Source organism: Cyanobium sp. N5-Cardenillas, from assembly GCF_024345515.1.
GTDB lineage: Bacteria > Cyanobacteriota > Cyanobacteriia > PCC-6307 > Cyanobiaceae > Cyanobium.
Genome location: NZ_JAGQBG010000007.1, coordinates 1 through 21,699 on the forward strand (window position 1 = coordinate 1; position 21,699 = coordinate 21,699).

Below are 21,699 nucleotides of genomic sequence, written 5' to 3' on the forward strand. Positions count from 1 at the left end.
GGCGCCCAGGTGTACTGCTTCATGCGCAACAACGGCAACGTCCACGAAGTCAGCTGGACGGCCTCCTATGCCCTGATCAAGCGCCAGAGCGCCGGTCTGTTCAAGACCTCTCCTGAACATGCCGCGGTGATGATCACCGAAGCTGTGGTTCAGAATCCCGGCACCTTTCCCGATTGCGGCCGGTTCCTGGGCGATCTGTATGCGCCGCGCACCCCCGGAAGCACCGCGACCAGTCCCGAACCCAGCCCCACCGCCATCTCGGTCGTCGGGGATGGTAAGGCTGGTGGCAGCGGCATGACCCGGAGTGAGCGTTACAACTGAGCTGGCCGGCCGGCACACCCCCGTCCCACGCCGGCAACGCCGGCCGCTCCTCCTGCTGCTGCCGGCCCTCCTGGTCGGCGGCTGCGTTGAGCAGCCCCTGCCCGAGCGGCCGATCACCCGGGAGGACTGCCTGCGCACCGTGAAGCTGGAGGACCTCCCCAGCGCCCTGCAGCAGTGCGACAAGGTGGTGGCGGCCTTCCCGAAGGATCCCGGCCCCCTGAACGAACGGTTCCTGCTGCACACCCTGGCCGGCAACACCGTCGCCGCCTGTCGGGACATCGCCCAGGCCACCACCCTGGCCGCCGCGGTGCCCAAGGGCAAGCTGGATCCGATCCTGCGCCAGGACCTGGAGGTGCGGCAACGCAGCTGTCGCGAGGACGAACCCGCCCGACCGGGGGGCTGAGTCAGGCCGCCCCCTACACGGTCTCGAGCCATTGACGCACCAGCGCCGGCAGGGCCGGCTGGCGCTGCAGCAGTAGGGAAATCCGTTCGGCCTTGCTGGCGATCAGGTCGTCCACCAGCCGGTCGGCGATGCCCAGTTGCAGCCAGTGGCTGGTGAGCGCGGCGCCCATGCCGATCCGGTGGCAGCGGTCTTCGGCCTGCTCGGCGTCGCCCGGGGTCCAGGGCCGCTCGACCAGCACCACGTGGCGGGCCCGGTGCAGGGTGAAGCCCAGGCCCCCCGTGCCGTAGGTGGCGATCAGCACGGGGCTGCGCCCCGACTGGAAGGCATCCACCAGCCTCTGCCGCCGGGCCGGGGGCACGGCGCCGACCAGGGGGCCGCCATCCTGCCCCTGGCCGAGCTGCCGGTGCAGGGCCAGGGCGGTGGCCACGAAGGCCGTGAACACCACCACCGCCTCGCCGCGGCCGCGCAGGTCGGCCACCAGTTCGGTGGTGGCGGCCAGCTTGTGGCGCGAAGCGATCTGGCGCAGGGCCGTGAACACGGCCAGGGCTTCGGCATCGCGGCGCACCTCACCGGCCCAGGCCCGGCGGCGGTAGTCGTCGATCCGCTCCTGCAGGGCCTGCTCGAAGGCCTCGGCCTCGGCGGACTCGAGCCTCACGGGCCGCTCCAGCCGCTGCTTGGGCGGCAGGTCGAGGCACTGCCCCTTGCGGCGGTGCAGCACCAGGGGCCGCACCAACCGCTGCAGTTCCTCGAGCTGGCTGGCGCCGCTGGCCTGCCAGATCCGCCGCCCCCCCTGCTCGCGCCAGTGCCCCTGGCAGTAGCGCTCCTCGAAGTGGCGCTGGTCGGCCCCCAGGGGATGGCCGATGGCGGCCAGCAGGGGAAACAGCTGGACCGGCCGGCCATTCTTCATCGGTGTACCGGAGAGCAGCCAGATCGCCCGCAGGCGCGGATGGCGGGCCAGGCGCAGGAACGCCTGGGTGCGGGCCGCGTGGATCGTCTGGGCGAAGTGGGCCTCATCGGCGATCAGCACCGTGCCGGCGTCCGGCAGCTCGGCGGGCAGCCGGGCCCAGCTGTGCAGCTCCAGCCGCAGACCCAGCCCCGCCGCCTCCTGGCGCCAGTGGTGATGCAGCCCAGCCGGGGCCACCACCACCAGCCGGCAGTCGGCCAGGCGCACCAGGGCCCGACCGGCCACCAGGGCGCTGAGGGTCTTGCCGAGGCCCATCGCATCGGCCAGCACGGCCCCGCGCCGGGCCAGCAACCAGCGCACCGCCTGCCGCTGGTGGCGGAACAGCTGGCGGCCATCGGGCATCTCCTCGTCGGCGGCAGCCGCCGCCACCAGCGCCCGGTGCGGGGGCAGGGGGGGCATGGGCTGCGAAAGCCAGGCGAACCACTGCTCCAGCTCCGGCGTGACCGGGAAGCGGCCGGCGCACTGCTGCTGCAACGCGGCGGCGGCCTCGAGGGGAAACTGCCAGCAGCCCCGGCGGCTGAGCCACTGGCCCCGGGGGCGGATGGCCCGCAGCTGCGCCTGGGTCACCGCATCGAAGGGACTGACGACTTCGATCAGACCCGAGGCGCCCAGGCGCATCTGCACCAGGGGGGTGGCCAATGCGGCAAAAAGCAATCAAGAACACATTGACACCCGGGGCGCTGAGGGCAAACTTCCGCCAACCGAGGCGCGCTGATGCAGGCCAGGGATGGAGTCTTTCTCGAAGATCTCTGCCCCAAGCTGCGAGCGCGACGATGGCGACAGTCGCTGCACCGGATGACTGGTCGTCGGTGCCTCTACTGCGGCGAGGCCTCCGAATCCATCGACCACGTGCATCCGCTGAGCCGCGGTGGCCAGAGCATCACCGAAAACTGTGTGCCGGCCTGCCTGGGCTGCAACGGCCGCACGGGAGACAGTGATGCCTTCACCTGGTACCGAGGCCAGCCCTTCTACGACCCACGCCGGGCGATGGCCCTGCGGGCCTGGACCGACGGCGACCTGCGCCTGGCGCTGCGGTTGCTGCAGTGGGTGGCGCCCGTTGAAGCGGAGACCGCCTCGGCGGCCGAGGCCGAAGTGACTCACCAGACCCGGCAGGCCTCCACGCCGTTGTGGCGGTGGCAGATGGCCTCCTGATCGCGGGGCTGCTCCGGCGCCAGCAACACGGCTCCGAGCACCAGCCCGACGGCCAACCGCAGGGGCATGGTGGCCCGCGCACGGGCCACCGGTGCGAGGCCGACAGGGAGACTGGCCTGGAAGGAAGAAGCGGTCACGGGATGGGGATCAGACAGTGATACAGGTGTACTGATGTCGACGCAATCTGTCAACCCGGCGGTCGCTGCCGCGCCGATCGAACACCCGGCGCTTGCCGCTGCCGCCGCCGCCATCGGCCGGCTGCTGGTGCTCGGCGGGGGCTACACCGGCCGGCGTGTGGCCCAGGCGCTGGAGGCGGCCGGCGTGCCGGTGCTGCTCACCCACCGCCAGCCCTCCCCCGGCGGCAATGACCCGGGCTGGCTGCACTTCGATCCTGACCAGGGGGCGCTGCCCACCCCGGCGGACCTGGCCGGAGTCAGCCACGTGCTGGTGACGATCCCCCCCAATGCCGGCGGCCGGGATCCGGTGCTGGAGTCGCTGGAGGCGACGTTGCAGCGCCTGGATCCGGCCTGGGTGGGCTACCTCTCCACCACCGGGGTCTACGGCGACAGCGGCGGCGCCTGGGTGGACGAGACGAGCCCCACCCAACCCCTGCTGGAACGGAGCCGGGCCCGGCTGGCCTGTGAGCAGGCCTGGCGCCGCAGCGGCCTGCCGGTGCAGCTGCTGCGGCTGCCCGCCATCTACGGCCCCGGCCGCAATCCGCTGCTGAGCCTGCGCAACGGCACGGCGCGGCTGATCCACAAACCTGGCCAGGTGTTCTCCCGGGTGCACGTCGACGACATCGTCGGGGCCGTGCTGCACACCATCGCCCTTGCGCCCCAGGCAAGGCCGGACACCCTGATCCTGGCGGACACCTGCCCCTGCCCCTCCAGCGAGATCCTGGGCCTGGCCGCCCACCTGCTGGGCTGCCGACTGCCGGAGGTGCAGCGCTACGTGGACGTGGCACCCAGCCTGGGACCCATGGCCCGCAGCTTCTGGAGCGAGAATCGTCGGGCCAGCAGCCGGCGGCTCCGGGAGGACCTCGGCTACCGCCTGCTCTATCCCACCTACCGGGAGGGCCTGTCGTCCTGCAGCGGAGACTTCTTCTGAGAGCCGAAGATCGACGTGTCGATCATGGACGAGACGCCGGTGTCCTTGCCGATCTTCTGCCAGTCCACCACGACCCACTCATTGCGGAAGGCGACCCCACCACCCAGCAGAAGCGCACCCAGCAGCAGCAAACGGACCATGAACCGACCCCGACAACGCCCGATGGCATGAAAACTACAGCGGATCGCCTTGTCATCGCCCTGGGGGATCCCGCCGGCATCGGCGCCGAAGTGACCCTCAAGGCCCTCGCCCAGCCGCGCCCCGCCGACCAGGAGGTGGTGCTGGTGGGCTGCGGCCGCTGGCTGCGGGACTGCCACCGGCACCTGCTGACCTGCAGCGACGCCCCCCTGGCCGACCCCGGCGACTTCGCCATGGAGGACGTACCCCTGGAGCAGCCGGTCGTCCCAGGGGTCAGCAGTGCCGCCGCCGGAGCCGCGGGTTTCGCCTGGCTGACCCGGGCCGTGGCGCTGGTGGGGGCCGGCGGCGGCCGGGCCCTGGTGACGGCCCCGATCGCCAAGGCCAGCTGGCAGGCGGCCGGCCATGCCTACCCCGGCCAGACGGAGCGGCTGGCGGAACTCACCGGCAGCGGCGACGCCGGCATGCTGTTCACCGCCCTGGCCCCCGGGGGCGGCTGGCGGCTCAACACCCTTCTGGCCACCACCCACATCCCGCTGGCCGAGGTGAGCGGCCGGCTGACTCCGGAGCTGGTGAGCCGGCGGCTGGACGCCCTGCTGGCCTTCTGCCGGCGCTTCGAGGACCGGCCGCGGCTGGTGGTGGCGGGGCTCAACCCCCATGCCGGGGAAGGGGGCCATCTGGGCCGGGAGGAGCAGGACTGGCTGATCCCCACCCTGCGGCAGTGGCAGGAGCGGCATCCGGAGGCGCGGCTGGAGGGGCCCATGCCGCCGGACACCTGCTGGCTGGAGGCGGCGGCGGCCTGGAAAGGGGAGGGTGACGGGGCCGACGGCTACCTGGCGCTCTATCACGACCAGGGACTGATCCCCGTGAAGCTGCTGGCCTTCGACGCCGCCGTCAACACCACCCTGGGGCTGCCCTTCCTGCGCACCTCCCCCGACCACGGCACCGCCTTCGGCATCGCCGGCCGGGGCGTGGCCCGGGCCGACAGCATGGCGGCGGCGATCCGCACCGCCTGGGAACTGGGTTAGCCGGCCTTGATCCGCATCAGCACCTGACCGAATTCCACCGGGGTGCCGTTCTCCACCAGGATCTCCACCACTTCGCCGCTGAATTCACACTCCAGCTCGTTCATCAGCTTCATCGCCTCAAGAATGCACACCGGCTGACCGGCGCTGATGCGGCTGCCCACCTCCACGAAGGGGGCCTCGCCCGGCGCGGAGGAGCGGTAGAAGGTGCCCACCATCGGGGCGGTGACGGCCTGCAGATCGCTGCGCACCGAGGCGGCCGGAGGGGGGGGAGCCGAAGGGCCGGGGGCGGCTGCACCGGCAGGGGCGGCGGGCACGGGGGCCAGGGGTGGCGGCCCGGCCGGGGCCTGCACCATGGTGACGGTGGCCGGTGCGGGAGACGGCAGGTTGCGGCGCACCTCCAGGCGGAAGTCGTCGCCCTCGAGCTTGAGCTCCTGAATGTCGCTGTCCCCGAGCAGGGCCAGCAACTGGCGCAGTTGGTCGTGATCGAGCTGCATGGCGATCAGGACTCCCGGCCCAGATAGCTGTCGGTGCGGGTGTCGACCTTGATCTTCTCGCCGATGGTGATGAACAGGGGCACCATCACCTGGGCGCCGGTCTCGACGATGGCGGGCTTGGTGCCGCCGGTGGCGGTGTCACCCTTGACGCCCGGGTCGGTCTGGGTGACTTCGAGCACCACCGAATTGGGCAGCTCCACCTCCAGGGGCTTGCCGTTCCAGGAGACCACGCTCACCTCCATGCCTTCCTTGAGGTACTTGCGGCCGTCACCGATCTGCTTGGCGGTCAGCCGGGTCTCCTCGTAGGAGGCCATGTCCATGAAGACGTAATCGTCGCCCTCCATGTAGGTGTGCTGGAGGGTCGCTTTCTCCAGCTGGGCCTGGGGCATGGTCTCCCCGGCGCGGAAGGTCTTCTCCACCACGTTGCCGCTCTGCACGCCCTTGAGCTTGGTGCGCACGAAGGCCGAGCCCTTGCCTGGCTTGACATGCAGGAACTCGACGACGCGCCAGACCTGGCCATCCAGTTCGATCGTTGTGCCGGTACGAAAGTCGTTGCTGGAGATCATTCCGGCGGATCGGATCGGGGGATTGTACGTCTGGCTACAGGCCCACCCTTGAGCCGGGGCAGGGGAGCCAGGGCCGGTTGTGCCAAAGTCCAGGCAGTCACAAGGGAAGCATGGACCGGCGACGCGGGCCCTTCGGGTTCACCACCACGCTGGGGGCCAGCCTGGCCCTGCTGCTGACCCTGCTGCTCGCGGTCCCCGCCGCCTGGGCCTACCTGCCCCAGGGCAACGCCGTCAGCGATCCCACCGCCCTGCTGCGCAATGCCCTGCCCATCGAGCAGGGCGATCTTCAGAAGCTGCAGCACCGGCTGGAGGACACCAGCGACGATCTGAGGGCCAAGCGCTGGACCAGCCTGACCGGCTCCGTGCGCCGGGCCGAATCCCAGCTGGGCAGCAGCCGCGAGCGCATCCTGGCCAGCTTCGACCCCGCCGACCGGGCCACCGCCGAGGCCCTGCTCACCGACGCCGGCACCCATCTGCAGGAGCTGGCCGCCGCGGGCGAGGCCCAGGACCGGGACGGGTTCCTGGCGGCCCGCCGGGAAGCCCTCGCCGCCATCGGCCGCGCCGAAGGACTGCTGGTGGGGGACTTCCCCTTCACCATCCCGCCTGAGTTCGATGCGCTGCCGCGGCTGCTGGGCCGCGCCACCGTGCGGCTGACCACCACCAAAGGCGACCTGATCACCGTCGTCGACGGATACAACGCGCCCCTGACCGCCGGCGCCTTCGTCGATCTGGCCCAGCGAGGCTTCTACGACGGCCTGCCCTTCAACCGCGCCGAGGACTTCTACGTGCTGCAGACCGGTGATCCCGCCGGCCCGCTGACGGGCTACGTGGATCCGGCCACCAAGAAGGAGCGCCAGGTGCCCCTGGAAATCAAGGTGCCCGGTGAGGAGGCCCCCTTCTACAACCAGACCTTCGAGGATCTGGGGATGTTCAAGGCCGAACCGGTGCTGCCCTTCGCCAGCAAGGGCACCCTGGGATGGGCCCACTCCGACGAGGCCCTGGGCGACGGCTCCTCCCAGTTCTTCCTGTTCCTGTTCGAGCCGGAACTCACCCCCGCCGGCCTCAACCTGATCGACGGGCGCTACGCCGCCTTCGGCTACGTGGTGGATGGCCTGGATGTGCTCGAGGAGCTCACCGCCGATGACGGCATCGTCAAGGCGACGGTGATCGAAGGGGCCGACAACCTGCGCCCCCATGCCTGAGGGGCCCACCCTGGCAGAGCTGGGGGAAACGGAGCTGATCCGGCGCCTCGGCGCCTTCGCCCCCCGGGGCCAGTTCGGCGATGACGCCGCCCTGCTGGGTCCGGACCTGCTCGGCCCGACCGGCGGGGGCGATCTTCAGCTGGTGCTGAACACCGACGTGCTGGTGGAGGACGTCCATTTCAGCGCCGCCACCATGGGCGCCGGGGACGTGGGCTGGCGGGCCGCCGCCGCCAACCTCTCCGACCTGGCGGCCATGGGCTGCCGCGACGCCGTGGGGCTCACCGTGGGCCTGGTGGCCCCGGGGGACACCCCATGGGCCTGGGTGGAGCAGGCCTATGCCGGGCTGACGCAGCTGCTGCACGCCCATGGGGGCGTGCTGCTGGGCGGCGACTGCAGCGGCGGCCGTCAGCGGCTGCTGGCCATCACCGCCCTCGGCCGGCTCGAGGGCGGCCACGGTGGGCCGATCCGCCGCGGCGATGGACGACCGGGCGATCAGCTGGTGTGCAGCGGCGCCCATGGCCTGAGCCGCCTGGGCCTGGCCCTGCTGCTGGGCGAGGGGCTCCCGGCCCTGGCGCCGGCGGTGCAGGAGAAGGCGATCAGCGCCCACCGGCGGCCCGTGCCCCGCTTCGATGCGGTGGCGGCCCTGGGCGCCAGCCGGCCAGGGGCCTTGCCCTGGCGTGTGGCCGGCTGCGACAGCAGCGACGGTCTGGCGGCGGCGGCGAGCTGCCTGGCGCTGGCGAGCGGCTGCACGGCCCTGATCGAGCGTGCGGCGCTTCCCCTGGCACCGGAACTGGAGGGCCTGGCCGCCGCCGAGGACTGGTGCCTCTGGGGAGGCGAGGATTTCGAGCTGGTGCTGGCCCTTGAGCCCGCCTGGGCGGCCGCCCTGCTGGGGCAGCTGCCAGGGAGCCGCCGAGTCGGCCGTCTTGAAACCCGCCGAGCGGAAGGCCCCCTGGCCTGGTCGGACGGAGGCGGCCGGATCGCCGCCCCGTCAGCCAGCTTCCAGCATTTCGGCTGAACCAGGCCCCAGGCTCACTTCCAGTTGCGGGCCACCACTTCGGCCAGGTCGACGACGCGCTGGCTGTAGCCCCACTCGTTGTCGTACCAGGCAATCACCTTGACCATGTTCTCGCCCATCACCAAGGTGAGGTCGGCATCCACAATCGTGGATTCATCGGTGCCGGCGTGGTCGGTGGAAACCAGGGGGAGATCGCAGTACTTGATGATCCCCTTCATCCCATTCTTCGAGGCTTCCTCAAGAACGGAATTGACCTCCTCCTTGGTGGTGCCACGGCTGATTTCGAGGACGAGGTCAACCACCGAAACGTTCGGGGTGGGCACGCGCAGGGCGATGCCGTTGAGCTTGCCCTTCATCGGCGGGTAAACGAGCGCCACGGCCGTGGCGGCGCCGGTGGAGGTGGGAACGATGTTGACCGCAGCGGCACGGGCACGACGCAGATCGCGATGGCTGGCATCGAGGATGCGCTGGTCACCGGTGTAGCTGTGGGTCGTGGTCATCATTCCCTTGACGATCCCAAAGCTCTGGTCGAGAACCTTGACGATCGGCGCCATGCAGTTGGTGGTGCAGCTGGCGTTGCTGATGATGTCGTAATCCTCGTGGCGGTACTGGTCGGCGTTCACGCCCACCACGAAGGTGCCGACGCCTTCGCCCTTACCGGGAGCCGTGATCAGCACCTTTCTGGCGCCGGCCTCGATGTGTTTACCGGCCCCCTTCTGATCGATGAAAACGCCGGTGGCTTCGATGACCAGATCCACGCCCCACTCCTTCCAGGGGAGGTTGAGGGGATTGCGATCGGAGAAGCATTTGATCGGCTTGCCATTGACGACGATGGTGTCGTCGGTGTAGCTCACTTCCGCATTGCGGATGTGGCCAAGCATCGTGTCGTACTGCAGCAGGTGGGCGTTGGTCTTCGGATCGGACGTGTCGTTCAGACCGACGACTTCGATGCCGGTGTTCTCACCGCGGCTGAGCCAGCAGCGCATGAAGTTCCGACCGATTCGGCCAAATCCATTGATCGCAACGCGCAAGGTCATGGCAGAAAGCGGTGGAACCCGCTAGGAAAGGGAGATTTTGGCTGCCGATCATACAGAAATGGGGTCCTGCACTTTCCCGCAGCCACAGGGCCCGGATCGGACGGTCGGCAAAGCGCAGTATCCCGCAAGGGGGGGAGGGGGGACCTGCCGTTATTTTCGGCAAGGCCTGGAGTCCGCCTTGATCCCGAAGCTTGATCGCCGTCAGCCGCTCCATTTCATCGGGGCCGGAGGGATCGGCATGTCCGCCCTGGCGGGGATCCTGTCGGAACGGGGCTTCCTGGTGAGCGGCTCCGATCCCCGTCCCAGCCCCGTGCTCGAGCGGCTGCGGACCTCCGGGGTGCGGGTCTTCCAGGAGCAGACCGCCGCCACCATCGCCGCGGTGATGGCGTCCGAAGACGCCCCCATGGTGGTGATCAGCTCGGCGGTGCCCGCCGACAACGCGGAGCTGGCCGAGGCACGTCGCCGCGGGCTGGCGATCGTGCACCGCTCCGACGTGCTGGCAGCCCTGATCAATGACCAGCCGTCGATCGCCGTGGCCGGCAGCCACGGCAAGACCACCACCAGCACCCTGATCGCCACCCTGCTGGAGGCGGTCGGTGAGGACCCCACCGCCGTGATCGGGGGCATCGTGCCGGCCTTCGGCAGCAACGGCCGCCATGGCCAGGGGCGGTTGCTGGTGGCCGAAGCCGACGAGTCGGACGGGTCCCTGGTGAAGTTCAACCCCCGGCTCGGGCTGCTCACCAACATCGAACTCGACCACACCGACCACTACCCGGACCTGGCCTCCCTGGTGGCCACCCTGCAGCGCTTCTCGAGCGGCTGCACGACCCTGCTGGCCAACCGGGACTGCCCGGTGCTGCGGGAGCACTTCCAGGCCTCCAGCTGGTGGTCGACGCGCAGCAGCGAGGGGATCGACTTCGCCGCCATCCCCCTGGAGGAGCGGGGAGACGGCACCCTGGCCACCTGGTACGAGCAGGGGGTGGCCCTGGGCACCCTGGAGGTGCCCCTGCCCGGCCGCCACAACCTGAGCAACACCGTGGCGGCGATGGCGGCCTGCCGGCTCGAAGGGGTGCCCTTCGCCGACCTGCGCCAGGCGGTGGCTGGCCTGCGTCCCCCCGGGCGTCGCTTTGACTGCCGCGGCCTGTGGCACGACCGGGCGATCGTCGACGACTACGCCCACCACCCCAGCGAAGTGGCGGCCACCCTGGCCATGGCCCGGCTGATGGTGGAGAGCGGCCGCAGCCCGCTGCCGCTGGTGCCCCGCCGGCTGGTGGCGGTGTTCCAGCCCCATCGCTACACCCGTACCGCCCAGTTCCTGGACGACTTCGCCGCCGCCCTGGCCCACGCCGATGCCGTGCTGCTGGCGCCGCTCTATGCCGCCGGCGAGGCCCCGATGGCGGGGGTCTCCAGCCCGGCCCTGGCCGAAGCGGTGCGGGCCCTCGCCCCCGACCTGCCGGTGGCGGTGGCGGCCAGCATGGAGGCGCTGGCGGAGCTGGTGGCCAGCGGCACCGGCCCGGGCGACCTGGTGCTGGCCATGGGGGCCGGCGACGTCAACAGCCTCTGGGACCGCCTGGGGGCCCTCGACGAACACGAGCGCCCCTCGGCACTGGTGGCCTGAGGGGATGGTCGCCGCCCCGTCCAGCCAACCCCGCCCATCGGTCTGCCTGCGGGAGTTCACCACCTGGAAGGTGGGCGGACCCGCCGCCTGGTTCGCCGAACCCGCCGAGCAGGAGGCGCTGATTGCCCACGCCGCCTGGGCGGCGGCCGCGGGCCTGCCCTTCCGCTGCATCGGCGCCGGCTCCAACCTGCTGATCGCCGACGGCGGCCTCGACGGCCTCACCCTCTGCAACCGCCGCCTGCAGGGCAGCCGGCTGGATCCGGGCGAGGGCTGGGTGGAGGCGGAGGCGGGCGAACCGCTCCCCACCCTGGCCCGCAAGGCCGCCAGGAGCGGCCTGCGGGGGCTGGAGTGGGCCGTGGGCATCCCCGGCACGGTGGGTGGGGCCGTGGTGATGAACGCCGGCGCCCAGGGGGGCTGCACGGCGGAGTGGCTGGACTCGGTGTGGGTGCTGGATCCCCGCCGGCCCGAGGCCCCCTTCCGGCTGGCGGCCGCCGATCTGGCCTTCGCCTACCGCCACAGCCGGCTGCAGGACGAACCGCTGCTGGTGCTTTCGGCCCGGTTCCGGCTGGAGCCCGGCCACGATCCGGCCCTCATCACGGCGCGCACCAGCGCCAACCTGCACAGCCGCACCAGCAGCCAGCCTTACCAGCAACCCAGCTGCGGCAGCGTCTTTCGCAACCCCGAGCCGCTCAAGGCGGGCCAGCTGATCGAATCCCTCGGCCTCAAGGGGCTGAGCATCGGTGATGCCCAGGTGTCGCCGATCCACGCCAATTTCATCGTCAACACCGGCTCCGCCACCGCCGCCGACATCGACGCCCTGATCCGGCTGGTGCAGCAGCGGGTGCTGGAGGGCCGCGGCGTGCGGCTGCACCCCGAGGTCAAACGGCTGGGGTTCTAGCCTGGCCTCCAACGATGACTCCCTGGCATGGCCGGATTCGGACTTCCCAATTTCGGACAGCTGACCGAGGCCTTCCGCAAGGCCCAGCAGATTCAGCAGGACGCCCAGAAGCTCCAGGAAGAGCTCGATGCGATGGAACTGCAGGGCAGCGATCCCGAGGGTCGTGCCAGCGTCTGGCTCACCGGCAACCAGCAGCCCCTGCGGGTCGAGCTGAGCCCCGAACTGCTCAGCGAACCGGCCGAAGCCGTTGAGGCGGCCGTGCTGGCGGCCCTCTGCAAGGCCTACGAGGTCTCCACCACCACCATGCGCGAGCGGATGGAAACCCTCACCGGCGGTCTGGATCTGAATCTTCCCGGTCTGGGGAACTGAGCTCCCCATCCAGCGCCTGACGGCGGGTGCTGCGGGAGGAGCGGCGCAGCTGGGGGTCGAGCAGGGGCTCGAGGCGGTCGCCCCGCTGACGCATCCCCCCTTCCCCATGGCGGCCCTGGCCACCACGGGAGCGGACTCCCGCCAGGGCCTCCACCTCCTCCAGGCAGCGCCCATAGAGGCCATGGCGGTCCCAGCTGTCCCCCATGGCGCAGCCGGGATCCCCCTGATGACGGCAGTTGGCGAACCGGCAGGGGGAAGCCCTGAGCCGGGCCAGCAGCTCCGGGAAGGCGGCGGCGAGGGTCTGGGGATCGCTGGGCAGGGCGGGGGTGTTGAAGCCCGGCGAATCCGCCACCAGGGCCCCCGGCGCCAGCGGAAACAGTTCGACATGCCGCGTGGTGTGGCGTCCCCGGCGCAGGCGTCCGGACACGGCGGCGACGCGGAGCTCCAGGGCGGGGGCCAGGGCATTGAGCAGGCTGCTCTTGCCCACGCCGGAGGGGCCGCAGAGCACGGCGATGCCCGGCTGGCTCAGCTGGCTGCGCAGGGCCACCAGGCCCGCCCCGGTGTGGGTGGAGAGCGCCACCGTGGCGTAGCCCCAGCCCTCCAGCCGGCGGCACCACGCCGCCACCGCGGCCGCCGGCAACAGGTCGGCCTTGCTCAGCACCACCTGCACCGGCTGGCCGGTGGCCTCCGCGGTGATCAGGAAGCGCGTCAGCTGCAGGGGATCGAGGCCCGGCTCCGCCAGGGACACCACCACCACCACCCGGCTCACGTTGGCGACCGCCGGCCGCTGCAACAGGCTCTGGCGGGGTTCCAGGCCCACGACCGATCCCCGCCGTGCCCGCCAGTCAACGGACGCCACCGTCACCCGGTCACCGACGCAGACCTGCAGGCCGCTCTTGTCGAGGCGTGTGCGGCGGGTGCACAGCAGGCGACCATCTGGGCCGAGCTCGGAGGGCCCATCCAGATCCACCAGGCAGTAGTTCGCCTGCAGGGCCACCACCCGACCCGGCAGCGGCTCAGCCCCCATCCCGTTGCACACGAAGCCGCACCCCGTCCCCCGGGGCCAACGGCGAAGGGACAACCAGTTCCACGGCGTGCCCCTCGGAGCGCAGGCCTTCGGCCACCATCAGCTCCGGCTCGCCACGGTCCAGATCGATCTGGAGCCACCCCCCCGCCGGCACTGTTTCGAGCGCCAGCCGGGCCCGGATGAAGTTCACCGGGCAGGCGGTGCCCCGCAGATCGAGGGTCACCGGGTCGTTCAACCGAACAGGCCGCCGAACAGGCCGCTCTTGTGGTGGTGGCGCTGGCCCTTGCTGGTGTGGTGTCCGGCCAGCTGCTCGAGCAGTTGCCGCTCTTCACCGTTGAGCTTGGTGGGCAGCTGCACCTTGATGGTGAACTGGTGGTTGCCACGCGCCACGGGATTGCCCAGGCGCGGAATGCCCTTGCCCTGCAGGGTGATCACCGCCCCGGGCTGGGTGCCGGGGGGGATCTCCAGGGGCTCCTGACCGTCGACGGTCTCCACCTCGATCGTGTCGCCCAGGATCGCCTGGAGGTAGTTGAGCGAGACCTCCGAGTGGATCGTGACCCCGTCCCGGCGCAGGTGCGGATGGGCCTGGACCGTGAGGAACACATAGAGGTCACCCGCAGGCCCGCCCCGCTGGCCGGCGTTGCCTTCCTGGCCGACCCGCAGACGGGTGCCCGAGTCGACACCGGCGGGAATGTTGATGCGCAGCTTCTTGCGGACCTGCTGCAGGCCCTGGCCGCCGCAGGCGGAGCAGGGATCGGCGATCACCTGGCCGGTGCCTTCGCAGGTGGGGCAGGGCGCCACCTGGGTGAAGTTGCCGAAGGGGGTGCGGGTGGCCCGCCGCACCTGGCCGGCGCCGCCGCAGGTGCCGCAGGTGGTGGGGCCGCTGCCCGCCTTGGCCCCCGAGCCGCTGCAGGTGGTGCAGGTTTCGAGGTGGCGGATCTGGACGTCCTTCTCGGTGCCGAACACCGCCTCGCTGAAGCTGATCGTGAGATCGAGGCGCAGGTCGTCGCCCTGGCGCGGTCCGCGGCGGCGGGCACCGCCGGCGGCAGGACCACCGGCCCCACCGAAACCACTGAAGAAGGTTTCGAACAGGTCGGCGAAGCCCCCCATGTCGCCCATGTCTGGCATGCCACCACCCCCGCCCAGGCCGGCCTCGCCGAACTGGTCGTAGCGGGCCCGGGCCTGGGGATCGCTGAGCACCTCATAGGCCCGGCCGATCTCCTTGAAACGATCTTCCGCAGCCGGGTCCTTGTTGACGTCCGGGTGGTACTGGCGGGCCAGGCGCCGGTAGGCCTTCTTGAGGCTGTCGGCATCCACGTCCCGGCTGACACCGAGCAGGTCGTAATAGTCGGCCATCAGTCGGATTGCCCCTCACTGGGGGGGGCCGGGGCCTCAGAGGGGCTGGCCCCACCGGCCGGACCGGGGCCCATGGACACCTTGACCAGGGCGTGCCTGAGCACGCGGCCATCGAGGTGGTAGCCCCGCTGCAGCTCCTCGATCACCACATCCTCCGGGTGGTCCTCACTGGGTTCGCGCAGCACGGCTTCGTGAAGGCTGGGGTCGAAGGGTTCCCCTTCCACCCGCATCGGCGAAACCCCCAGCTGCTTGAACACATCGACCAGCTGTTTATAGAGGTTCTGGTAGCTGCGATGCAGGGTCTGGGCCTCGTCGCTCTGGGGATTGAGCTGCTGGCGGGCCCGGTCGAAGTTGTCGACCACCGGCAGGATCTCGCTGAGGGTCGTGCAGGTGATGTGCAGGCGCTGGTCTTCCTTGTCGCGGCTCTGGCGCTTGCGGAAGTTGTCGAAGTCGGCGGCGATGCGCATGTACTGGCCCCGCAGCGACTCGTTCTCACTGCGCAGGGCGGTCAGTTCGGCCTCCAGCTGGCCGAGGCGATCGCCGGCTTCCCCCTCAGGGGATGGCGGGGGCTCGGAGGCCGCGCCAGCGGGCGGGGCATCCGTTTCGCCGTCAGCCGTCACCTGCAGGGTCTCGAGGAGCTCCTCCACCCGGGCCGCGTCGACCGCGCCCTCCCGGGGATCGATCCGTTCCTCATGGGGGGGGGTGATGTCGCCGGTCATGCGTTCTGGCAGGGATGTCCGATCCCGTTATGTTGAATGCCGAGGAGCCCCCTCCACAAGCGGTGGAAGCCCGCACCTCGGTCCCTGGCTTCGCTCCTGATCCTTCCCTCGATGCCATCAGAAGGTCTCACCCAGCGTCCGCAGGTCACCGGAGCGGAGCACACGTCCCTGTTCCGCGACCTCGACCTGGGCCAGGCCGCCACGCCGCAGGGGCAGATCGCACCGGAAACCGAAGACCTCGAAGCCAGCAGCTCCGGCGAGGGGATCTCCCCGGTGATGAGCCTGGTGGACCGGATTCTGATCGAGTCGCTCACCACCGGCGCCAGTGACATCCACGTCGAACCCCAGGAGGACGGCCTGCTGATCCGGTTCCGCCAGGATGGCGTCCTGCGCAGCATCGACAAGCTGCCCCGCACCCTGATCCCGGCGGTGACCTCCCGCTTCAAGATCATGGCCGACCTGGACATCGCCGAGCGGCGGATGCCCCAGGACGGTCGGATCCGCCGCAACTTCCGCGGCCGCACCATGGACTTCCGGGTCAGCACCCTGCCGGGCCGCTACGGCGAGAAGGTGGTGCTGCGGCTGCTCGACAGCGGCGCCACCCAGCTGGGACTGGACAGCCTGATCACCGACGACGAGGCCAGGGCCACCCTGCGGGACATCGGCTCCAAGCCCTTCGGCATGATCCTGGTCACCGGGCCCACCGGTTCCGGTAAGTCCACCACCCTCTACGCCCTGCTCTCGGAACGCAACGACCCCACGATCAACATCTCCACCGTCGAGGATCCGATCGAATACACCCTCACGGGCATCACCCAGACCCAGGTGAACCGGGAGAAGGGCTACGACTTCAGCTCCGCCCTACGCGCCTTCATGCGGCAGGACCCGGACGTGCTGCTGGTGGGGGAGACCCGCGACCTGGAAACCGCGCGCACCGCCATCGAGGCGGCCCTCACGGGCCACCTGGTGCTCACCACCCTGCACTGCAACGACGCCGCCAGCGCCTTCGCCCGGCTTGATGAGATGGGGATGGAGCCCTTCCTGGTGAGCGCTTCGCTGCTGGGGGTGGTGTCGCAGCGGCTGCTGCGTCGCCTGTGCAGCGAATGCCGGATTTCCTACCACCCCCACAATGCCGAACTGGCCCGGTTCGGCCTGGTGGCCTCCGATGAGAGCGAGATCAGCTTCTACCGCGCCAACACGGTGTCGCCCGGCACGGAGGGCTGCTGCAGCACCTGCCAGGGGCGGGGCTACAAGGGCCGGGTGGGGGTCTACGAGATCCTGCGGATGAACGAGACCCTCTCCGCCGCCGTGGCCAAGCGGTCGACCACCGAGGAGCTGCGCCGCCTGGCCCTGGAAAGCGGCATGAAAACGCTGCTGGGCTATGGCCTCGACCTGGTCCGGCAGGGGCTCACCACCCTTGAGGAGGTGGAGCGGATGCTGCTCACCGACACGGGCCTGGAATCGGAGCGACGGGCCCGGGCCCTGAGCACCCTCACCTGCCGCAGCTGCGGGGCAGGCCTTGAGGACGAATGGTTGGAATGTCCCTACTGTCTGAGCGTTCGGAGCTGAGCGGAATGGACCTTCTGATCGAAGACCTGATGCAGGAGCTGGTCAAGGCCGGAGGCAGCGACCTGCACCTTTCTGCGGGGAATCCTCCCTACGGCCGCTTCAGTGGCCAGCTGCGTCCGATCATCCAGGACACGAATCTCAGCGAAGAGAGCTGCAACCGTCTGATCTTCTCCCTGCTCAACAACGCCCAGCGCAAGAATCTCGAGCAGAACTGGGAGCTGGACTGCTCCTACGGACTCAAGGGCGTCGCCCGTTTCCGCATCAACGTCTACCGCCAGAGGGGCACCTACGCGGCCTGCCTGCGGGCCCTCGGGAACTCGATCCCCAGCCTGGAGAAACTCGGCCTGCCGCCGATCGTCGAGGAAATCAGCAACAAGCCCAAGGGGCTCGTCCTGGTCACCGGGCCCACCGGTTCCGGCAAGACCACCACCCTGGCCTCCCTGATCGAGCACATCAACGCCTCCCGTTCGGAGCACATCCTCACCATCGAGGATCCGATCGAATTCACCTACAGAAACAACAAGTCGATCATTCACCAGCGGGAGCTCAACGAGGACACCCGCAGCTTCTCCAATGCCCTGCGGGCGGCCCTGCGGGAAGATCCCGATGTGATCCTGGTGGGGGAACTGCGCGACCTGGAGACGATCCAGCTGGCGATCACAGCCGCCGAAACCGGCCACCTCGTCTTCGGCACCCTGCACACCAGTTCCGCCGCCCAGACCGTCGACCGGATGGTGGACGTGTTCCCCGCCGGCCAGCAGACCCAGATCCGGGTGCAGCTCAGCAGCAGCCTGCTGGCGGTCTTCTCCCAGACCCTCTGCAGAAGCGCCGTGCCCACGGCCAAGGGGGCCTTCGGGCGGGTGATGGCCCAGGAAATCATGATCAACACCCCCGCCATCGCCAACCTGATCCGGGAGGGCAAAACCTCCCAGCTCTATTCCCAGATCCAGACCGGCGCCAGCCAGGGCATGCAGACCCTTGAGCGCGCCCTGGCAAACCTGGTGGAGGACGGCAAGGTCAGCCGCGACGAGGCCCTGCTGAAAACCACCAAACCCGAGGAGCTCGTCAGGCTTCTCGAGCGATGATCCTCCTCTGATCCCCTTTCCCCGGACGCCGACCCCCGATTCCCCCGAGCGCCGCCATGACCGCCTTCGTCGTCACCTACACCACCAAGTCCGGCCAGCGCCGGGAGATGACGCTCACGGCGGATAACCCTTCGGTGGCACGGCGGGAACTGCGCCGGCGCGGCATCCTGCCCAACACCCTGGTGCGCAAGGAGGCGCCGAAGGTGCCCCAGGGGAGCGTCAGGAAAGTGGGCACCTCCTTCAGCGGCCTGTCCGACCTGCTCGAGGGCCCGGTGACGATCCGGGACAAGGCCCTGTTCGCCAACAAACTCTCCGCCCTGGTGGACGCCGGCGTGCCGATCCTGCGCAGCCTCGACCTGATGCGGATGCAGCAGCGCTCCACCAAGATGCGCCAGGCCCTGGCGGGCATGACCCAGGACGTGAACCAGGGCGACAGCCTGGGCAACTCCATGCGCCGCTGGCCGAAGGTGTTCGACAACCTCAGCATCGCCCTGGTGGAAGCCGGCGAGGCCGGCGGCGTCCTCGACGACACCCTCAAGCGCCTGGCCAAGCTGCTGGAGGACAACGCCAAGCTCCAGAACCAGATCAAGGGGGCGATGAGCTATCCGGTCACCGTGCTGGTGATCGCGATTGCGGTGTTCCTGGGCATGACCATCTTCCTGATCCCCACCTTTTCGAGCGTTTTCGATCAGCTGGGGGCGGAACTGCCCCTGTTCACCCAGATGATGCTGAACCTCAGTGAGTTCCTGCGCTCCTGGAAGGCCCTGATCCTGCTTGGTGGTCTGGTGGGCTTCGCCTTCTGGGTGGTCTCCACCTACAACACCCCCATCGGCCGCCGGCAGATCGATGGCCTGCTGCTGAAGCTGCCCCTGTTCGGTGAGCTGCTTCAGAAAACAGCCAGCGCCCAGTTCTGCCGCACCCTGAGTTCCCTCTCCAAGGCGGGGGTGCCGATCCTTCTTTCCCTCGAGATCGTGAGAGAAACGGCCACCAATTCCGTGATTTCCGATGCCATCATCTCCTGCAAGAATGAAGTGAGCGAAGGCATGCCGCTCAGTGCCGCCCTGCGCATGAAGAACGTGTTTCCGGAGATGGCCGTAAATATGCTCGCCATCGGTGAGGAAACCGGCGAGATGGACGCCATGCTTTCCAAGGTGGCCGACTTCTACGAAGACGAGGTGACCACCATGGTGAAGGCGATGACCTCCATGCTCGAGCCGGCCATGATCGTGCTGGTGGGCATCATCGTCGGATCGGTGCTGCTGGCGATGTACCTGCCGATGTTCTCGATCTACGAGCACGTGCGCTGAGCCGCCAGCGCCTGCCCCGCCAGCCAGCCCGAGCTCCAGCAGTGCTGGAAGTTGAAGCCACCCGTGACGCCGTCCACATCCAGCAGCTCCCCCACCAGGAACAGCCCCGGCTGAACACGGCTTTCCATCGTGGCCAGGTTCACTTCCGCCAGGGGGATGCCACCGGCGGTCACGAACTCCTCGCCGAAGGGCCCGCGGCCTGAGATCTGGTAGCGGCTGTCCCGCAGGGCGGTGACCAGGGCCAGCTCGCGGCGGCGGGGGAGATCGGCCCAGCGCAGGCTGGGGTCGATGCCGCCCAGGGTCAGCAGGTGCAGCCAGAGGCGGCGGCTGAGGTCGGGCCAGGGGCGCCAGTTGCCGAGCTGACGGCGGGCCTGGTCGCGGCGGGCGTCGGCGAACCAGCCCTCCAGGTCCGCCGGCTTGCGGCCCCCGGTCCAGTCGACCCGGAGCTCGGCCCGGTAGCGACGCTCCCGCAGGGCGCGGGCGGCGAAGGCCGTGAGCCGCAGGGTGGCCGGACCGCTGAGGCCCCAGTGGGTGATCAGCACCGGCCCCCGTTGCCGTTGGGGCTTGGTGGCGGCGCTGGCGGCGATTCCCGGCAGGGGCGTCAGCAGGAGCTCCAGCTGCACCGGATCCATGGCCACCCCTGCCAGATCCACCAGGGGGTGGTCGGCCAGGGTGAGGGTGAACAGGGAGGGCACCGGCGCCACCAGGCCATGGCCCAGGGAGGCGGCGATGCGGTGACCGCTGGGGTGGCTGCCCGTGGCCAGCACCAGGTGCTCGGCCTCCACGTCGGCCCCCGAGCGCAACCGCAGCCGGAAACCACCCCCGGGGAGGGCCTGGGCCGTCTGGCCCGCCTGGGCCGTGTGCAACTCCACCCCGGCGGAGAGTGCCGCCCGGCGCAGGGTGTCGACCACCGAACTGGAACGGTTGGAGCGGGGAAACAGGCGGCCGTCAGGCTCCTCCACCAGCTGCAGGCCGTGGGCCTGGAACCAGGCCACCGTGTCGCCGGTGGCAAAGCGCGAGAAGGGCCCCCGCAGGGCCTTGCCGCCACGGGGGTAGTGATCCACCAGCACCCGCGGGTCCCAGCAAGCATGGGTGACGTTGCAGCGACCACCGCCGCTGATCAGCACCTTGTGCAGCGGTTCGGGGGTGGACTCCAGCAACAGCACGCCGCCGGGGAAACGGCCAGCGGCCGCTTCGGCCGCCGCAATGGCGGCCATGAAGCCCGCAGGACCGCCTCCCACCACCACCACGGAGGCACGGCTGGGCAGCATGGGGCGATGGAGCACAACTACCGCTTCAGTGTGGCGCCCATGCTGGACTGCACCGATCGGCACTTCCGGGTGCTGATGCGGCAGGTCAGTCGGCACTGCCTGCTCTACTCCGAGATGGTGGTGGCCCGGGCGCTGCACCACATCGCCCTGGAGGGCTCCGCCTCCCGGATGGGGGAGCGGCAGCAGCGGCTGGAGAGGCTGCTGGGGTTCGATCCGATCGAGCACCCGCTGGTGCTGCAGCTCGGCGGCGACGACCCTGAGCTGCTGGCGGAGGCCGCCCGGATGGGGGCCGACTGGGGCTACGACGAAATCAACCTGAACCTGGGCTGCCCGAGCGAAAAGGTGCAGCAGGGCCGCTTCGGGGCCTGCCTGATGGCGGAGCCGGAGCGGGTGGCCCGCTGCGTGGCGGCGATGGCGACGGCCACACCCCTGCCGGTGACGGTGAAGCACCGCATCGGCATCGACGAGCGGGACTCCTACGAGGAACTGCTGGCCTTCGTCGACAGCCTGGCTGGGGCCGGCGCCGCCCGCTTCGCCGTCCATGCGCGCAAGGCGTGGCTGAACGGCCTCGATCCGAAGCAGAACCGCACCGTGCCGCCCCTGCGCTGGGATCTGGTGCACCGTCTCAAGCGGGAGCGGCCGGCGCTGACGATCGAACTGAACGGCGGCCTCGAGGAGCTTGCCCCCTGCCGGGAGCAGCTGGCCTGGGTGGATGGGGTGATGGTGGGCAGGGCGGCCTACGCCCACCCCCTGCGCTGGGCTGGGGTGGACGGGCAGATCTTCGGGGATGAGTGCGCCGTCGAGGCCCGGGCCTCGACGGTGCTCCGGGGGGTGCTGCCCCATGCCGAGCGCTGGTGCACGGCGGGCGGACGGCTGTGGCCCATTGCCCGGCACCTGGTGCAGGTGGTGGAAGGGGTCAGCGGAGCACGGGGCTGGCGCGGCTGGCTGACCCGGGAGGCCGGCCAGGCCGGCGCCGGCCCGGAGGTGCTGGAGGCCGCCGCCAGGCAGCTGGAGGAACGGGGGCTGTGACGGGGATCAGCCTGGGGGCGCGGAGGC

At 70.2% G+C, this 21,699-nt stretch carries 25 protein-coding genes; 14 read left to right on the top strand and 11 right to left on the bottom strand.

The annotated features are described in order from the left end of the window. The coding region (locus KBZ04_RS01090) for a DUF6554 family protein (RefSeq protein ID WP_254990067.1) at positions 1-321 on the top strand (321 nt) is incomplete at its 5' end. Beyond that, positions 305-724 (top strand): hypothetical protein, encoded by a 420-nt coding sequence (locus KBZ04_RS01095; protein ID WP_254990068.1) that lies wholly within the window; start codon positions 305-307, stop codon positions 722-724. The genes KBZ04_RS01090 and KBZ04_RS01095, both read left to right, overlap by 17 nt. A gap of 13 nt (positions 725-737) precedes the next feature. Here the strand turns inward: KBZ04_RS01095 and KBZ04_RS01100 are convergent, their stop codons facing one another. Then, positions 738-2,306, bottom strand: coding sequence for a DEAD/DEAH box helicase (locus KBZ04_RS01100; RefSeq protein ID WP_254990095.1), 1,569 nt, complete (start codon positions 2,304-2,306; stop codon positions 738-740). Positions 2,307-2,402: 96 nt separating this feature from the next. On the opposite strand from KBZ04_RS01100, the gene KBZ04_RS01105 reads away from it, so the two are divergent. After that, the gene (locus KBZ04_RS01105; protein WP_254990069.1) at positions 2,403-2,840 is read left to right on the top strand and encodes an HNH endonuclease; all 438 of its coding nucleotides are present in this window, start codon (positions 2,403-2,405) and stop codon (positions 2,838-2,840) included. On the opposite strand, the gene KBZ04_RS01110 is transcribed toward KBZ04_RS01105, so the two are convergent. After that, complete coding sequence (locus tag KBZ04_RS01110; RefSeq protein WP_254990070.1) at positions 2,786-2,977, bottom strand: hypothetical protein; 192 nt, start codon at positions 2,975-2,977, stop codon at positions 2,786-2,788. The genes KBZ04_RS01105 and KBZ04_RS01110 overlap by 55 nt on opposite strands. A gap of 34 nt (positions 2,978-3,011) precedes the next feature. On the opposite strand from KBZ04_RS01110, the gene KBZ04_RS01115 reads away from it, so the two are divergent. Then, a complete protein-coding gene (locus KBZ04_RS01115) occupies positions 3,012-3,947 on the top strand; it encodes an SDR family NAD(P)-dependent oxidoreductase (protein WP_254990071.1) in 936 nt (311 codons plus the stop codon). Here the strand turns inward: KBZ04_RS01115 and KBZ04_RS01120 are convergent. Continuing rightward, complete coding sequence (locus KBZ04_RS01120; RefSeq protein ID WP_254990072.1) at positions 3,905-4,087, bottom strand: hypothetical protein; 183 nt, start codon at positions 4,085-4,087, stop codon at positions 3,905-3,907. The genes KBZ04_RS01115 and KBZ04_RS01120 overlap by 43 nt on opposite strands. A 27-nt stretch (positions 4,088-4,114) precedes the next feature. Here KBZ04_RS01120 and pdxA point away from each other — a divergent pair, with 27 nt between their 5' ends. Continuing rightward, the gene (gene pdxA / locus KBZ04_RS01125; RefSeq protein WP_254990073.1) at positions 4,115-5,110 is read left to right on the top strand and encodes a 4-hydroxythreonine-4-phosphate dehydrogenase PdxA; all 996 of its coding nucleotides are present in this window, start codon (positions 4,115-4,117) and stop codon (positions 5,108-5,110) included. Here pdxA and accB read toward each other — a convergent pair. Then, on the bottom strand, positions 5,107-5,604 hold the full coding sequence (gene accB / locus KBZ04_RS01130; protein WP_254990074.1) for an acetyl-CoA carboxylase biotin carboxyl carrier protein: 498 nt from the start codon (positions 5,602-5,604) through the stop codon (positions 5,107-5,109). The genes pdxA and accB overlap by 4 nt on opposite strands. Positions 5,605-5,609: 5 nt before the next feature. Then, the gene (efp, locus tag KBZ04_RS01135) at positions 5,610-6,170 is read right to left on the bottom strand and encodes an elongation factor P (protein ID WP_216907098.1); all 561 of its coding nucleotides are present in this window, start codon (positions 6,168-6,170) and stop codon (positions 5,610-5,612) included. Positions 6,171-6,280: 110 nt separating this feature from the next. Here efp and KBZ04_RS01140 point away from each other — a divergent pair, with 110 nt between their 5' ends. Both KBZ04_RS01140 and thiL read left to right on the top strand, forming a co-directional pair. Then, the gene (locus KBZ04_RS01140; RefSeq protein WP_254990075.1) at positions 6,281-7,372 is read left to right on the top strand and encodes a peptidylprolyl isomerase; all 1,092 of its coding nucleotides are present in this window, start codon (positions 6,281-6,283) and stop codon (positions 7,370-7,372) included. Continuing rightward, the gene (thiL, locus tag KBZ04_RS01145; RefSeq protein WP_254990076.1) at positions 7,365-8,387 is read left to right on the top strand and encodes a thiamine-phosphate kinase; all 1,023 of its coding nucleotides are present in this window, start codon (positions 7,365-7,367) and stop codon (positions 8,385-8,387) included. Before KBZ04_RS01140 ends, thiL begins: the two co-directional genes overlap by 8 nt. 14 nt (positions 8,388-8,401) lie before the next feature. Here the strand turns inward: thiL and KBZ04_RS01150 are convergent, their stop codons facing one another. Continuing rightward, positions 8,402-9,424 carry a type I glyceraldehyde-3-phosphate dehydrogenase gene (locus tag KBZ04_RS01150; RefSeq protein WP_254990077.1) on the bottom strand — a complete coding sequence of 341 codons (1,023 nt, stop codon included), beginning with the start codon at positions 9,422-9,424 and terminating at the stop codon, positions 8,402-8,404. A 181-nt stretch (positions 9,425-9,605) separates the two neighbouring features. Here KBZ04_RS01150 and murC point away from each other — a divergent pair, with 181 nt between their 5' ends. The 3 genes from murC to KBZ04_RS01165 are packed head-to-tail and all read left to right on the top strand — an operon-like array spanning position 9,606 to position 12,309. Next, positions 9,606-11,042, top strand: a complete 1,437-nt coding sequence (murC, locus tag KBZ04_RS01155; RefSeq protein WP_254990096.1) for a UDP-N-acetylmuramate--L-alanine ligase — start codon at positions 9,606-9,608, stop codon at positions 11,040-11,042. 4 nt (positions 11,043-11,046) lie between these two features. After that, complete coding sequence (gene murB / locus KBZ04_RS01160; RefSeq protein ID WP_254990078.1) at positions 11,047-11,940, top strand: UDP-N-acetylmuramate dehydrogenase; 894 nt, start codon at positions 11,047-11,049, stop codon at positions 11,938-11,940. A 27-nt stretch (positions 11,941-11,967) separates the two neighbouring features. After that, the gene (locus KBZ04_RS01165) at positions 11,968-12,309 is read left to right on the top strand and encodes a YbaB/EbfC family nucleoid-associated protein (RefSeq protein WP_254958967.1); all 342 of its coding nucleotides are present in this window, start codon (positions 11,968-11,970) and stop codon (positions 12,307-12,309) included. Here the strand turns inward: KBZ04_RS01165 and rsgA are convergent. The 4 genes from rsgA to grpE are packed head-to-tail and all read right to left on the bottom strand — an operon-like array spanning position 12,266 to position 15,411. Continuing rightward, a complete protein-coding gene (rsgA, locus tag KBZ04_RS01170; protein ID WP_254990079.1) occupies positions 12,266-13,336 on the bottom strand; it encodes a ribosome small subunit-dependent GTPase A in 1,071 nt (356 codons plus the stop codon). The two genes, KBZ04_RS01165 and rsgA, sit on opposite strands and share 44 nt — an antisense overlap. Then, positions 13,326-13,571, bottom strand: a complete 246-nt coding sequence (locus KBZ04_RS01175) for a sulfurtransferase TusA family protein (RefSeq protein ID WP_254990081.1) — start codon at positions 13,569-13,571, stop codon at positions 13,326-13,328. Before KBZ04_RS01175 ends, rsgA begins: the two co-directional genes overlap by 11 nt. Then, the gene (dnaJ, locus tag KBZ04_RS01180) at positions 13,568-14,692 is read right to left on the bottom strand and encodes a molecular chaperone DnaJ (RefSeq protein WP_254990082.1); all 1,125 of its coding nucleotides are present in this window, start codon (positions 14,690-14,692) and stop codon (positions 13,568-13,570) included. Before dnaJ ends, KBZ04_RS01175 begins: the two co-directional genes overlap by 4 nt. Next, entirely contained in the window at positions 14,692-15,411 is a 720-nt protein-coding gene (gene grpE / locus KBZ04_RS01185) for a nucleotide exchange factor GrpE (RefSeq protein WP_254990083.1), read from the bottom strand. Before grpE ends, dnaJ begins: the two co-directional genes overlap by 1 nt. A gap of 111 nt (positions 15,412-15,522) precedes the next feature. Between grpE and KBZ04_RS01190 the strand changes: the two genes are divergently transcribed. The 3 genes from KBZ04_RS01190 to KBZ04_RS01200 are packed head-to-tail and all read left to right on the top strand — an operon-like array spanning position 15,523 to position 19,372. Further along, positions 15,523-16,980: a GspE/PulE family protein gene (locus KBZ04_RS01190; RefSeq protein ID WP_254990084.1), complete on the top strand. Its 1,458-nt coding sequence runs from the start codon at positions 15,523-15,525 to the stop codon at positions 16,978-16,980. A 5-nt stretch (positions 16,981-16,985) separates the two neighbouring features. Continuing rightward, positions 16,986-18,065: a type IV pilus twitching motility protein PilT gene (locus tag KBZ04_RS01195; protein ID WP_254990085.1), complete on the top strand. Its 1,080-nt coding sequence runs from the start codon at positions 16,986-16,988 to the stop codon at positions 18,063-18,065. Positions 18,066-18,121: 56 nt separating this feature from the next. Continuing rightward, positions 18,122-19,372, top strand: coding sequence for a type II secretion system F family protein (locus tag KBZ04_RS01200; RefSeq protein WP_254990086.1), 1,251 nt, complete (start codon positions 18,122-18,124; stop codon positions 19,370-19,372). Here the strand turns inward: KBZ04_RS01200 and KBZ04_RS01205 are convergent. Beyond that, the gene (locus KBZ04_RS01205; protein ID WP_254990087.1) at positions 19,354-20,643 is read right to left on the bottom strand and encodes an NAD(P)/FAD-dependent oxidoreductase; all 1,290 of its coding nucleotides are present in this window, start codon (positions 20,641-20,643) and stop codon (positions 19,354-19,356) included. The two genes, KBZ04_RS01200 and KBZ04_RS01205, sit on opposite strands and share 19 nt — an antisense overlap. 6 nt (positions 20,644-20,649) lie before the next feature. Here KBZ04_RS01205 and dusA point away from each other — a divergent pair, with 6 nt between their 5' ends. After that, a complete protein-coding gene (dusA, locus tag KBZ04_RS01210) occupies positions 20,650-21,672 on the top strand; it encodes a tRNA dihydrouridine(20/20a) synthase DusA (protein ID WP_254990088.1) in 1,023 nt (340 codons plus the stop codon). Positions 21,673-21,699: the final 27 nt, after the last annotated feature.

Coding starts and splice junctions, on each gene's coding strand:
- KBZ04_RS01205 (WP_254990087.1), bottom strand. CDS start 20,643: ATGCTGCCCAGCCGTGCCTCCGTGGTGGTGGTGGGAGGCGGTCCTGCG.
- thiL (WP_254990076.1), top strand. CDS start 7,365: ATGCCTGAGGGGCCCACCCTGGCAGAGCTGGGGGAAACGGAGCTGATC.
- KBZ04_RS01100 (WP_254990095.1), bottom strand. CDS start 2,306: ATGCGCCTGGGCGCCTCGGGTCTGATCGAAGTCGTCAGTCCCTTCGAT.
- KBZ04_RS01190 (WP_254990084.1), top strand. CDS start 15,523: ATGCCATCAGAAGGTCTCACCCAGCGTCCGCAGGTCACCGGAGCGGAG.
- accB (WP_254990074.1), bottom strand. CDS start 5,604: ATGCAGCTCGATCACGACCAACTGCGCCAGTTGCTGGCCCTGCTCGGG.
- efp (WP_216907098.1), bottom strand. CDS start 6,170: ATGATCTCCAGCAACGACTTTCGTACCGGCACAACGATCGAACTGGAT.
- KBZ04_RS01150 (WP_254990077.1), bottom strand. CDS start 9,424: ATGACCTTGCGCGTTGCGATCAATGGATTTGGCCGAATCGGTCGGAAC.
- KBZ04_RS01200 (WP_254990086.1), top strand. CDS start 18,122: ATGACCGCCTTCGTCGTCACCTACACCACCAAGTCCGGCCAGCGCCGG.
- KBZ04_RS01105 (WP_254990069.1), top strand. CDS start 2,403: ATGCAGGCCAGGGATGGAGTCTTTCTCGAAGATCTCTGCCCCAAGCTG.
- KBZ04_RS01140 (WP_254990075.1), top strand. CDS start 6,281: ATGGACCGGCGACGCGGGCCCTTCGGGTTCACCACCACGCTGGGGGCC.
- grpE (WP_254990083.1), bottom strand. CDS start 15,411: ATGACCGGCGACATCACCCCCCCCCATGAGGAACGGATCGATCCCCGG.
- KBZ04_RS01165 (WP_254958967.1), top strand. CDS start 11,968: ATGGCCGGATTCGGACTTCCCAATTTCGGACAGCTGACCGAGGCCTTC.
- dnaJ (WP_254990082.1), bottom strand. CDS start 14,692: ATGGCCGACTATTACGACCTGCTCGGTGTCAGCCGGGACGTGGATGCC.
- pdxA (WP_254990073.1), top strand. CDS start 4,115: ATGAAAACTACAGCGGATCGCCTTGTCATCGCCCTGGGGGATCCCGCC.
- rsgA (WP_254990079.1), bottom strand. CDS start 13,336: ATGGGGGCTGAGCCGCTGCCGGGTCGGGTGGTGGCCCTGCAGGCGAAC.
- murB (WP_254990078.1), top strand. CDS start 11,047: ATGGTCGCCGCCCCGTCCAGCCAACCCCGCCCATCGGTCTGCCTGCGG.
- KBZ04_RS01195 (WP_254990085.1), top strand. CDS start 16,986: ATGGACCTTCTGATCGAAGACCTGATGCAGGAGCTGGTCAAGGCCGGA.
- KBZ04_RS01115 (WP_254990071.1), top strand. CDS start 3,012: ATGTCGACGCAATCTGTCAACCCGGCGGTCGCTGCCGCGCCGATCGAA.
- KBZ04_RS01120 (WP_254990072.1), bottom strand. CDS start 4,087: ATGGTCCGTTTGCTGCTGCTGGGTGCGCTTCTGCTGGGTGGTGGGGTC.
- dusA (WP_254990088.1), top strand. CDS start 20,650: ATGGAGCACAACTACCGCTTCAGTGTGGCGCCCATGCTGGACTGCACC.